The 11,835-nt window shown below is 45.5% G+C and carries 9 protein-coding genes and 1 pseudogene; 1 reads left to right on the top strand and 9 read right to left on the bottom strand.

Going from position 1 to position 11,835, the window contains the following annotated elements:
* The 3 genes and pseudogenes from QUA13_RS16220 to QUA13_RS16210 form a co-directional block, all read right to left on the bottom strand.
* Positions 1–290, bottom strand: a pseudogene (locus QUA13_RS16220) (IS4 family transposase); the annotation flags it as partial.
* A gap of 155 nt (positions 291–445) precedes the next feature.
* Entirely contained in the window at positions 446–2,128 is a 1,683-nt protein-coding gene (locus QUA13_RS16215) for a mechanosensitive ion channel (RefSeq protein ID WP_333200050.1), read from the bottom strand.
* Positions 2,129–2,212: 84 nt separating this feature from the next.
* Positions 2,213–3,430, bottom strand: a complete 1,218-nt coding sequence (locus QUA13_RS16210; protein ID WP_333200049.1) for a transposase — start codon at positions 3,428–3,430, stop codon at positions 2,213–2,215.
* A gap of 148 nt (positions 3,431–3,578) precedes the next feature.
* Here QUA13_RS16210 and QUA13_RS16205 point away from each other — a divergent pair, with 148 nt between their 5' ends.
* The gene (locus tag QUA13_RS16205) at positions 3,579–4,043 is read left to right on the top strand and encodes an SRPBCC family protein (protein ID WP_333200047.1); all 465 of its coding nucleotides are present in this window, start codon (positions 3,579–3,581) and stop codon (positions 4,041–4,043) included.
* A 101-nt stretch (positions 4,044–4,144) separates the two neighbouring features.
* On the opposite strand, the gene QUA13_RS16200 is transcribed toward QUA13_RS16205, so the two are convergent.
* The 6 genes from QUA13_RS16200 to QUA13_RS16175 all read right to left on the bottom strand — a co-directional run bounded on the left by QUA13_RS16200 (position 4,145) and on the right by QUA13_RS16175 (position 11,791).
* Positions 4,145–4,831: an alpha/beta hydrolase gene (locus tag QUA13_RS16200; RefSeq protein WP_333200045.1), complete on the bottom strand. Its 687-nt coding sequence runs from the start codon at positions 4,829–4,831 to the stop codon at positions 4,145–4,147.
* Positions 4,832–5,118: 287 nt separating this feature from the next.
* Positions 5,119–5,949 carry a transglutaminase-like domain-containing protein gene (locus tag QUA13_RS16195; protein WP_333200043.1) on the bottom strand — a complete coding sequence of 277 codons (831 nt, stop codon included), beginning with the start codon at positions 5,947–5,949 and terminating at the stop codon, positions 5,119–5,121.
* Between the two features lie 321 nt (positions 5,950–6,270).
* Entirely contained in the window at positions 6,271–8,148 is a 1,878-nt protein-coding gene (gene mutL / locus QUA13_RS16190; RefSeq protein WP_333200041.1) for a DNA mismatch repair endonuclease MutL, read from the bottom strand.
* Between the two features lie 196 nt (positions 8,149–8,344).
* A complete protein-coding gene (locus QUA13_RS16185) occupies positions 8,345–9,439 on the bottom strand; it encodes an ATP-binding protein (protein ID WP_333200039.1) in 1,095 nt (364 codons plus the stop codon).
* A gap of 338 nt (positions 9,440–9,777) precedes the next feature.
* A complete protein-coding gene (locus QUA13_RS16180) occupies positions 9,778–10,971 on the bottom strand; it encodes a beta-ketoacyl-ACP synthase (RefSeq protein ID WP_333200037.1) in 1,194 nt (397 codons plus the stop codon).
* Between the two features lie 37 nt (positions 10,972–11,008).
* On the bottom strand, positions 11,009–11,791 hold the full coding sequence (locus tag QUA13_RS16175) for a peptidylprolyl isomerase (protein ID WP_445242719.1): 783 nt from the start codon (positions 11,789–11,791) through the stop codon (positions 11,009–11,011).
* Between the last annotated feature and the right edge of the window lie 44 nt (positions 11,792–11,835).

Genomic DNA, 11,835 nt, shown 5'->3' with positions numbered 1-11,835 from the left:
CTATCTTTGCTGATTAATTGACGTTTTAGATGCCCTTGCAATCTTTCAAAAATTTTTACAAAAACATCAATATCTCTATGCTTACTAGCCTTTGAAAAAGTTGATATATCTAGGGAAATATCTCGACTGTTTAAACGGGAAAATAGGGAACGCATAGTATCTAGACTTTGATCAAAACTGAACCCTAGCCAGCAGGAGACAAATGTGAAGCTATCTAAAACAGGATAATCATCTTTGGGTAAATGGGCGAGATACCGTTTGACAATTTTGGGGAAGTTAGAAAATAGCATTTTAGTTGATTATTAATAATTTATAAGTCTACAATTATACATTGCTCTGCCAACTTTAGCAATCTTTTCCTATCATTCAACACTTCTGGCCTGACGGTAATGAAATTAAGCATAAAAAAATGGCGTTTGTACTTGACAAACGCCATTTTATAGAGTTACAAACGCGGCGTTTTATCTTGTTTAAACGACGCTAACCATTCGCGAATTTGGTCGGCCGCAATCTCGCGTCCGCCCAAACCAAAAGCTAGAGCAATACCAACTGCGATCGCCCCGAGCAGCAGCCCGAAAGCCAAATTCACAATATCGCTGCCAATGCCCATCTGTTGCAGCGCCAAGGCCGCAACAAAAGCAATAATCGCGATCCGAGCCGTTTGGCCCAAAAGCCGCGCTTGGCGAGTTCCAGAACTGGCAATCAAACTAAACGCCAGATTCGCCAAATACAAGCCGATCGCAAATACCACCAAACCGGCTAGCACCCGGCCTGCAACCAGCACAATACCGCTAACAATCGCCGTCAGCGCTGGAATCTGCAACACGTCGGTAGCAGCCACCACAGCAAACAGCATGATGCCCACCTGCACCACAATGCCGACAAATTCCGAAGGCGTGCGGGCCGGAAGTTCCGGTTCCTGAAGAATCGTTGCCTCCGGATCGATCGAATTTGGCGGTAGCCGCAGCCGCTGTTTCGGCGGCGGCTGCACTCCCAACCAAGAAAAGACATTGTTAAAGCCAATTCCGGTCAGGATATTAGTAACCAAATCGCCTACCCAGCGCCCCAAAATGTAAGCAACCGCCAGAATCAGCGCTGCGGTGAAGATTTTAGGAACCGCGCCCAAAATGTCGTTGAGCATCGCGACTGCAGGCTGCGAAATCGCCTGAATGTCCAAAGCGTTGAGAGCTGCGATCGCGGTTGGAATCAAAATCAAAACATAGACGATCGTCCCGACAATCCACGACAGCGATTGTCCGCCCGCAGTCCGCGAAATTCCAAACCGAGCGCCCAAACTGTCCGTCCCAGCAGCAGCCAACAGATTCGTGACAATCCGCCGCACCACCACAGCCAGCAGCCAGCCCACAAACCCAATCAGCACAGCTTCCAGAATTTTCGGAATTGCCGCCAGAATTTGGTTGAGCAAATTATTAACCGGCAGCAGAGCCTGCTGCAATTGCAGCGCTTCCAGAATCAGCGGCAAAAATAGCAGAAAAATGAACCAGTACAGCGCATTCGCCACAGTATCGCTCAGCAGCAAAGGGCGCTCCCTGGGCGCAGTGCCCACCTCCTGATTCAAGCGCTCGTCCACGCTAAAAGTCCGCATCACCCGCGATACGGCCAATTTGGCGACTGTCGCCAACACCCAAGCAATCCCCAACCAAATTAGCGCGCCGGCTAACTTCGGCAAGAAATTAGCTATTTGATTGAGAAAAGTATTGAGGGGTTGCGAGACAGCCGTTAGATTCAGGCGGTTGAAAAACGCAACTAGGAAAAAGACAAAAATGATCCAGAACACCGCAGCAGAAATCCATTTTTCCACTTGCGGAGATCCTGCTCCTTCCGGGCGGCCGGTAATCCAAGCAGCCAGTCGGTTGTCGATCGTAGTTTTCTTGAGCAATCCTCCGACTACAGATGAGACGAGGGCTGATACTATCAAGCCAACTAGCAGGATACCGACGGCCCAGATGAGGTTTTCAATGTTTGATCCCTGAATGAAATTGTTAATTCCGCGTTCGGCATCTGTCAGCGGATTCGGGGGGGGCGGGGCCTGGGCCAAAATGCGATCGGACAAAGCCGCTATTGGGCCCGATATCGGTTGAGTTATTTCTTGCCAAGTTTCATTCATTTTTTTCTCAGGTTAACGTCATATTTGACATGGAAAAGACGAAACTTTAATAATAGTTACACAAAATCTAGACATCGCCTAAATTTAATGTTTGTACGCTTTTAATCGTACAGGGTTAACTACAAAACCCTCTATCGAATTAGGGATAAACCCATCTCCGACTGCTTTTCTGCCAATATTCAAAGAACCGTTGACATCGGCATTTATGAATCGTCCAGTTTGGGTTCTGAACAATCCTCTTTTTACCCTACTGCCCGTGTAGTCGGAATGTTTTTGAATTGGTTCCCGATCCAATGCTGAACATTTGGATGTGTAATTCTCCTCTACTAACACAACTTTTATTCCCGCAAGTTTTCCTTTGTACTGCAACATTTGCACGAACCTGGCATGGGGAATGCAGGCAAAATTTTGATTGTTAACCTTGCCAGTATGAATCCCATCTTTAAAATCATGGTTCCAGCCTATAACCAGCAAGCCAATTTGACGATTGACGAGTTCTTTAATAATTGCGGAACTCGCCGTGTGGAGGTAGTAATCCACTTTACAGTTACGCTTGTGCCACAATTTGGCAAGTTTTTTACTGTTTTTTTGCCCTGCGGGTAGCAATGATTTCAATGCTTCGGAAACTTGATTGCAGTATTGATTGGTTGATTTAACAGCCCGTCCGTCGTAGATTGTCGGTACTAACCCAGGAACATTGTAGGTTAATGTTGCCAGATTGTTTAATCCTAAATCTATGGCAGCTACTCTCTGATTAACTTGTAAAGGCTGTTCTAACTTTTCATATACCACCTCGACAACATAACAACCTACCTTGGGAACAATCCGGATTTCCAAAATCGAGGTGACTTTTGATGGCAACCAAATATTAGTCCCAGAGGGACGAGCATATCCTTGTTTTAAGGCTCTTTTGCTGACAGCTTGACAATTAAATACAACTACATAGCGCCCGTCCTCTCTTTTTCGCTCTCTTGAACCTTTATAATGAGGTATTTTAGGTGCGACTTTAAATTTAGTTGGGTCTTCCTGATAGTTTCGCACCGCCAGATAATAGCTAGTCCATGCTTTGAGGACTAAGCCGAGCGTGCTTTGTGCTACTTTTGCGGGCAGTGCTTTGTAATCAGGACTTGTTTTTAGCGCGTGATAAACAGCCAGAGCGTTTGTTTGTTGGCTGGCGAAAAAGTTTTGACGGTAGATGTAGTTAGCGCTGTTGTAAAGATTTTTGCACAGCCAAGACAGTCGATCGGCTTCTCGATAAAACCTATGATTTGGTTTAATGACGTGCCTTTCGACTAACTGCATAATCGGTATATATACTTTAATTCAAGATGATACACTGTATTTATGAGTGTGTCAATCTTTTAATTTCTGGAAAAATTGACGTTACAAGTAAATAAAGGACTATTAAAGTAAGCAAAGTTTTGTAATACCCTCCTTGTTGCAGGTTCTCATGTCAATTCGTCAAGTTTTCGAGCAATCCATTGAAATTAGCGCTGCTGCTACTGTGGTGGAGCAGTGTATAGTCGATCGCACTTTAATGCACAAGTGGCTTAATCCCCTGCTGCGATGCGATCCCGAGGGCGAATGGGATACTGCTGTAGGAAGTCGCAGCTTATTTATCATAAAAATTCCCGTTTTGCAACCCACTTTAGAGAGTGTGGTGTTGGAGCGACAACCCGGTTTAATTGTGTGGGGGTTTGACGGATTTTTCAAAGGATGCGATCGCTGGGAATGCCAGCCCCAAATCCAAGGAACTCTCTTGATTAACCGCTTTGAATTTCAAATTCCCAATCCTTTAATTAGATTTGGTTTCAATCGATTTGCAGCCCCTTGGACGCAGAAAGATATGAAAGACCAACTCCGCCGACTCAAACGGGTAGCCGAGCAATTATCTCAAAAAATGGGTAATTGGTAATTGGGAATTGGGAATTGGTAATTGGTAATAGCTGAAAACGAGAGCTAATAGGGAAAAAAAGCAGCAGTTCCCAATTACCAATTACCTGCAACTTCAGTTATTTACTTTGTACTTCCCGAGGGACTGGGCTGACAAATCATTTGTCTGGCGGAATTCACCGCTTGGCCGGCGGTATTTTGCAAAGCCGGGGAATTCTGATACAAAGCTTGCAAATCTTGCACGTCTTTAATCACTCGCTCGTAGATAGCCATAGCTTGATTGCCGTCAACTTCTAAGGCCGCAGGGCTGTAACTTTGCATCACTTCCAGCAGCGATATTTTGCCATCTTTGGAAGCTGCGACTAAAGCATCGCGAAGTGCGGGCGCGCTTTGAAGACGAGTGGCAGGCGTATAAGCAACCTCGCCCAATTGTTTAAAAACAATGTCCCCAAAATAAGTATTTGCCAGCCGCGCTACTAATTGGGAATCTAAAGGCACTTCTCGCGTTAATATTTCGCGCATCGACTCTGGAGTTTGTTTCGCAAGACTCAGAACGCTTTGCAGTTGAGATGATGCTTTGCCAGTTTGTGCCAAGCTTTGCAAGTCGCTTATCGGTAATGTTACGTCAACAGCACCGTATTTTACGGTAACATTGTCTAATGCAAAGGCTTTGTCGCTGCTCAGGAATACTGCACTTGTTCCCAGAAAAAGCGCCAAACCTAATGATAAAGACTTTGACATTCTTTTGGTTAAATGGGCTGACAGCGCTTGCATTCCGTTGAGATAACCTTGTTGAAACTGAAAGTTCATGGGTTTGTGCCTCTTTACGTCAAAATACTTTTTCGATCGATCGTCTGTGCGGGTATCAGTCGGGAAAGTGGACTCGGGAACTCCCTAAATGACCTATGATTTTACAGTCATGTTAAGCAAATTTAACCTATCAAAAGATAGGTGTCAATCGATCGCTTATATGTTAGAGGCATACTGGCGAGAATTTTATCTAGCTTTGCAAAACTTATAAAAGCGACATTTTGCCGTCGAGCAACAGTTTATTGAGTGTCGGTTTCACATCTTATAGTGTGCGACATATAGCGAATTTAAGTTAACATATCCCGATCGAGCCGATCGAGCAATTGGCGAATTCTAGCAGCATCCTCAGCATTCGGAGCATTTCTCAGGTAGAGTTGCAAATCGTGGCGCGCCTCGGTCAAGCGACCAACTTGATAGTACAGAATTCCGCGATCGCGCCGTTCACCCACCGCATCGGGAAACAGCAGCAAAATCCGTTCGAGTGCCAAAAGTACCCTCACAGCATCTCGCTGCTGCAAGTAAATCGCCTTCAGATTTCCCAGCATTCGCCCCAAAAAATGCCGGCGACCGATCGGGGCTAGAAAAGCCGGCTGCAACTCCATCGGTTGACCGTAAATTTGAGAAAGTCTGGCTTGACAATCTTCAGGAAATAATATTTCCCCGCCGTTAAACGCATCAACAAAAATACCAGCATCTTCAAAATCCGGTCTAATTAAAAAATGTCCCGGCATCCCAATTCCGACCATCGGAAAATCAATGCGCTTAGCAACTTCCAAATAAACCAAAGATAAAGAAATCGGAATGCCAGTACGCCGATCGATCACTTCATTCAAAAAGCTATTGCGGGGGTCGTAATAATCAGCATCATTGCCCGCAAACTGCAACTCCCCGTATAAATAGGCGTTAATAGTTTGAATAATCCGCAGCGGATAATTCTGTGCCGGCAGGCGATCGCGCACTTCATCTGCGATCGTGTCGAGAGCGTTTAGATACTCTTCGGGCTCCAAATTGGGGTATTCTTCCAAAGCCATGTAAAGGGCAGCTTTCGCCAGGTCAATCGAGCCATCAGGCTGATTTATTTCTCGATAAAATAGTTGTCGGGCGATCGGAAAATCCATATTTATTATTGATTTATTTTTAATTTACTTTTTGTACCAACATCATGAACAGGCAAGATGCCTGTGCCACAACAAAGATTATTCGGGTAAACAGGCATTTTTTGTAGTATAATTAATTTTTTTTATGGTAATACAGGCCTTTTTTCTTGTGGAACAGGCATCTTGCCTGTTGCCCAAAAGATATTAAAAACAGTGAATTATTTAAATTTTAATGTATTCTAAGTTTTTGTATCTAAATCAGCCACTATTTTTAATAAAGCTTCACGATTTTTTTCAATCGAGCCTGCTTGACGTGAGCTTCATCCGATATCAAAATAACTTTTAAATCCCGTGACTTTTGCCAATCACCCAACTCCGGCGAAAAATCCGAGCCAAAGTCGATTCTTCCAAAGCAAAATAGATAGGGCGGCCGTGAGGACAAGTGCGCGGATTGCGAGTTTGCTGCCATTCATCCAACAAATTCTGCATTTGCAAAAGATTTAAAGGAGTACCGTTTTTCATAGCACTGCGGCAAGCAGTCGCAACTTGAGCCGCTTGCAAATCTGCTACCTTACTGAGTTCAAAAAGCGCATCCGCACAGTCATCTCGCTCGGCTAACAATTCAGGAACTTCGCGGGCAGCCCATAGCTGTTCGCCAAAAGTTTCTACTTCCAAACCCAAGCGGGATAAATTCTCAATTTGCAGCGCCGATAACTGACTGAGAATCACTGGTTTTTCTAGACATTTTAGCTGCCAAGCCGCGCACAATTGCTCGTACAAAACGCGCTCGTGAGCGATGTGCTGTTCTATCAACCACATTCCGCTGGAATGTTCCGCAACAATGTAAGTATTGTGAATTTGAGCGATCGCCCTCAACTCCATCAATCCTATTTTATTAGCTTTTTCCTCTGCGCCGCCGTCATCATTCTGCTTAGCCGAAATCCCGACACTGTAAGCACTTTGTTGTTCCGATGCCTTCAGCAATTTTCCGACTCGTTCTGGAATTGGGGCAGCAGGCAAAACCTCATCATTCAGGTGCAAAGCGCGAGCAATTGCCTCGCTAACTTGTTCTTGCCAAAAACTCGGATCGTGCAGATAAATTTCCACCTTAGCCGGGTGGCGGTTCCAATCGATTTCCGAGGGGGAGATTTGCAGGTGAACAAAACAGACTGGATAGCGATCGCGCGGACAAGTGCGGGCAAAGGCGCTGAGAATAGTTTGCTCTAATTCGGGCGATCGCACAACTCGCCGGTTTACCCCCACCTTTACCCAATCCGGTCGCCTGCGGTGACAGCGATCGGGCAAACCAATTACTAACTCCAAACGCTGGGAATTGGGCATTGGGAATTGGGAACTGGCAACGGGTAATTGGTAATTGTGCTTAACTGTAGCTGCAACAAGTTGAGTTTCTACCAATAAATTTGCTGCTTTCTGATTTTCAGGACTCGCAGGCAAATCTAACTTTAAATACTGCAAATCGCTCGCTCGCACACCGCGCACAAATTGAGGTAAAATGTGTTCCGCTGTGCTACCAGGAGTTACGTGCAAACAAGGGGTATTTCCTTGACGCAACTGCCAATTAACCTGCGGGTGACAAATAGCAATTTGCTGAAGAATTGATTGTATCGATCGCATTTGCTGTGCCGCCGACAAAAAACTGCGGCGCACAGGCCAATTGCCAAACAAATTATCAACAGTCACCACCGTACCCGGAGCGATCGCCGCTGTTTCCACCTCCACAGCAACGCCTGCGTTATTGTAAACTACCCGCCAGCCCGATCGAGCATTTTCAATTCCCCCCTTGTTAAACGATGATTTGGCGGGGGTTTGTGCCGACTCTCGATTTCCCGAAAAATCCCCCAATCCCAAATCATTCGATCGGCTCAAAACCTCCAAACAGCCCAACTGAGCCAAACTGTGCAAAGCTTCCCCGCGAAATCCCAAAGTAGCAATTTTGTAAAGGTCTGCTTCAGTGGTAATTTTGCTCGTACTGTGAGGCGAAGCAGCCTGCTGCAAATTTTCCAGATCCATTCCCGTACCATTATCTGCAACTTGTACCCGCCACTGTTCGGGCCAGACAGAAACAACGATGCGAGTTGCGCCTGCATCCAGAGAATTTTCAACTAATTCTCGTACCGCTGCGGCGATCGAGTCAATCACTTCGCCTGCGGCAATTAAATCGATAACTTCTGTGGGTAAGGTTTGAATAGTAACTGGCATCAGATTTTTAGCGCTTCGTTAATTCAATTCTACTGCATTCTGCAACTCGCTACACAGTATTAGGACTTACGCTTTTAAACCCGGTTTCTTAGAAAAATATTGTTCGATCGCAAGATATCTACTTGTCAACCAAATCTGTGAGACTGAGTGAGAAAGTCCTAAGTACATATCTTCCTACCTACTTAAATTCATCGGCTCAAGCCATGATTTTCGGCAAGCGGATGTAAAAAGTTGTCCCTTTTTCGTCCTCCGACTCATAAGTAATTTCCCCTTTGTGAGCATCAACGATTGACTTAACAATCGCCGTTCCCAATCCAGTACCAGTCCGCTTGCCATAAGTCACAAAAGGTTCAAATAAATTTTCCTTAATAGCCTCCGGAATGCCCGGGCCGTTATCGTAAATGCTAATTTCTGCCCACTCCTCACTTTGTGTCACAATAATCTCTACTCGCCCCCCGCGCCCCCCAAAAGCTTCAGCAGCATTCCCAACTAAATTTTGCAAAACACGCAAAATTTTATTTTCGTCTGCTTCCACTATCACTTCTGTCACCCGTAAGACCAAATCTACTTTTGCCGCCTCAAAATAAACTCTGTTCAACCTTTCAAACTGCTGCAACGTCTGGATTAGATTAACTGGTTTTTTATGTAATACAGCATTGCCGCGCGAAAATTCTAATACTTCTTCAGCCATCCCCAACATTCGCTGAACCTGCAATTGAATAAGTTCGCACCACTCCTGAGTTTCCTCATCCGGGTGCATTTCTTTGAGCATTTCGCTGGAGAGTTTAATTCCCGTAAAAGGATTTTTGAAATCGTGAATAATTGTGCTCACCATTTCTCCTACCAATACCATTTTTTGTCTGTGTACGAACTGGCTAACATATTGATCCGTAGTATCACGCAAATTTTTTGTAATGAAACTAAACATTTTCAGTACCGCACTGCCTTTAGCAAACTGCAGAGTTGCTATCAGTTCTTCCCGACCTATTTTTGCCAAAGTCGATCCGCTAACTGCCACAGCTCTAGCACTGCGAGGCTCTCCGTCTAAAACTCCGAGTTCGCCAAAATAATCGTCGGGCTTAGCGATAGCAACAGTTTGATATTTTTTGTTTTCAATCCGCTTGCTAAACTCGACTTCACCTTCTAAAACTAGATATAAAAAATCTGCTGTTTCTCCTTCTTCAAAAACCAGTGTTTCCTCAGCAAAACTCTCCACAACAGCTATTTGGCAAAGGTGAGCAGCTTCCTCTGGTTCAAAATAAGACATAAATCGATGAGATGCCAGATCCATGTGAAAATACCTAAGGCTTAATTTAGACAGTTTCTTTCTTCTATTTTCGCAGATCGGGATCGGTGCGTTAATAAAATACAATGCTGCTTTAATCTGCCTCTATTTTCTGACATCCCAGGCTTGGACGCAAGGATCTGGGTCGGGATGCAGAGCCAGACTAGCATAGCAGCACCAGCAATCTCACCAAAATTCTCAGTTTATTGACTAAAATACATAAATATTGTACAATTTTTCAGATTTAAATTGGATGTGCGGGCGGGTTCTCCGGACAGCCTCAGAAGATTTTAACTGTAGAGAGATCGTGTAATTTAAATGCCGATCGACCGAGTTTGCAAAAATTAACACTCGCGAGATAAAACGATCGCAGCATTCTGCCCGCCAAAGCCAAAACTTAAACAAACCGCATTTCTGACAATAGCCGATCGCGCACAGCGAACAAAATCTAATTCAAACCCCGGTTTTTCCATTCCAACGCAAGGCGGCAACATCTGATATTTAATACTCATCAAACAAAAAGCTACGCCCAAAGCTCCCGAAGCTCCCAAAGTATGACCCGTAGCCCCCTTAGTCGAACTAACAGCAACTCCTCGGGGAAACAACTTCTCAATTAACAGCGCTTCGTATCGGTCATTTAACTCAGTTGCAGTACCGTGAGCATGAATAAAATCTATATCAACCGCCGCTAAATTGCTATGTTTCAAACATTGATTTACCGCCGCGATCGCACTTTTCCCTCCCAGAGCCGGCGCGGTAGCATTGCAAGCATCATTTGTCAAGCCAAAACCGGAAATTCGCCCGTAGATTTTAGCGCCACGACGCCTTGCCAACTCGGCCGATTCTAATACAAATAAAGCCCCGCCTTCACCGAGCACAAACCCTTCCCGATTTTCATCAAAGGGATAGCAGCCAGCGTTTGCCAAAGCACCCATCCGGCTAAATCCAGCCACAGTCAGCGGTGTAATTGGCGCTTCCACAGCACCTGCGATCGCCCGCTGACACTCACCAGTGCGGATTAAATCAACAGCACGGGCGATCGACCAAATACCCGTCGCACAAGCAGCCATCGGCGCCAGTACCGGTCCCGTCGAGCCTATTGCCCTCGCCGCCGCGATCGCCCCCATGTGAGGCAAAAAATTCACGAATTGAGAATCGGTAATCGGTAATTGGTAATCGGTAATCGGTAATTCCCTTCCCTCTTCCTTCTTCCTTCTTCCTTCTTCCTTCTTCCCTCTTCCTTCCCTCGCAAACAGTTCCAAATTCGCCTGGAAACCTCGGCTAGAACCGATCGCAATCCCGCAATCAGGCAAAGGCAACATCAAATTAGCATCTTGCAAAGCATCTGCTAAAACCTGCCGAATTAAAGTTATTAAATCGGCAGGTTTTTTGCCAATTAAAGCCAAAGGTCGCCGTTCAAGTTCTAAAAAAGGTTGATGCCGATCGATTCCAGATTCTCCAGACAGCAGTCTTTTCCAGCCCGTTTCCAGAGTCCCTAAACCCGAAACAAGACCAATTCCAGTAACAACAACATCCATTCACTAATGACTGCTGACTAATGACTAATGACTAATTTCAGCTAACAGCCTTAAAATTTTCCAAGCCCTGAGTAACAGTAGCCTTTTCAATGCGATCGCCCGCTTCAATCTTATCAACAACATCCATCCCTTGCTTCACGTACCCAAAAACCGCATAACTCCCGTCCAAAAACGGCACATCGGTCAAAGTAAAGTAAAACTGAGAAGAAGCCGAATCAGGACTCTGCGATCGAGCCATAGCCACAGCCCCGCGACTGTGCACCAAAACGGGTTTCTCCTTAACCCCAGCTTCTTGTAGCGTCGCGCTGTAAGTCGGATTTGCAGCACCTTTAGCTTTAATTTCCAGAGGAATCCTGCGTTCAGCAGATGTTTTCGGGTCAATAAAACCGCCAGTTCCCAGCCGCGCCGCAGGGAATTTAGGGTCTTTACCCTGGGGGTCGCCGCCCTGAACTACAAAAGGCTGAGGTTCCCGCACGACTCGGTGAAAGACCAACCCGTCGTAGACTCCCTTCTGAACCAAATCGACAAAATTGCCCGCAGTAATTGGAGCATTTTTGCCGTCGAGTTCGATCGTAATTGGAGCACCTTTAACAGTCATCACCACTGTTGCTGTTCCTTCCAATCGTGGCAAATTGCTAAATTGCGAGCTCGCCGCTACCGCAGCCGGAGACGGAGACGGAGACAAAGAAATGCTTTCACCCGCAGGAGTCCCTGTCGGAGTTGAGTTCACAGCCGGGGAATTACCGCATCCCCCAACAAACAACGCACCAATTATTAAAAGTGAGAACAACCACCGCTGAATTTTGATTTGCATTTGCATTTGTATTTTCACTTTCACTTTCACTTTCACTTTCACTCAATGAT

The organism is Microcoleus sp. S28C3 (assembly GCF_036700785.1).
Lineage (GTDB): Bacteria > Cyanobacteriota > Cyanobacteriia > Cyanobacteriales > Microcoleaceae > Microcoleus > Microcoleus asticus.
The sequence above is the reverse complement of the archived record's forward strand: the minus strand, read 5'-3'. Positions and strand labels throughout refer to the sequence as shown.

Coding starts and splice junctions, on each gene's coding strand:
- QUA13_RS16215 (WP_333200050.1), bottom strand. CDS start 2,128: ATGAATGAAACTTGGCAAGAAATAACTCAACCGATATCGGGCCCAATA.
- QUA13_RS16210 (WP_333200049.1), bottom strand. CDS start 3,430: ATGCAGTTAGTCGAAAGGCACGTCATTAAACCAAATCATAGGTTTTAT.
- QUA13_RS16205 (WP_333200047.1), top strand. CDS start 3,579: ATGTCAATTCGTCAAGTTTTCGAGCAATCCATTGAAATTAGCGCTGCT.
- QUA13_RS16200 (WP_333200045.1), bottom strand. CDS start 4,831: ATGAACTTTCAGTTTCAACAAGGTTATCTCAACGGAATGCAAGCGCTG.
- QUA13_RS16195 (WP_333200043.1), bottom strand. CDS start 5,949: ATGGATTTTCCGATCGCCCGACAACTATTTTATCGAGAAATAAATCAG.
- mutL (WP_333200041.1), bottom strand. CDS start 8,148: ATGCCAGTTACTATTCAAACCTTACCCACAGAAGTTATCGATTTAATT.
- QUA13_RS16185 (WP_333200039.1), bottom strand. CDS start 9,439: ATGGATCTGGCATCTCATCGATTTATGTCTTATTTTGAACCAGAGGAA.
- QUA13_RS16180 (WP_333200037.1), bottom strand. CDS start 10,971: ATGGATGTTGTTGTTACTGGAATTGGTCTTGTTTCGGGTTTAGGGACT.
- QUA13_RS16175 (WP_445242719.1), bottom strand. CDS start 11,791: ATGCAAATGCAAATCAAAATTCAGCGGTGGTTGTTCTCACTTTTAATA.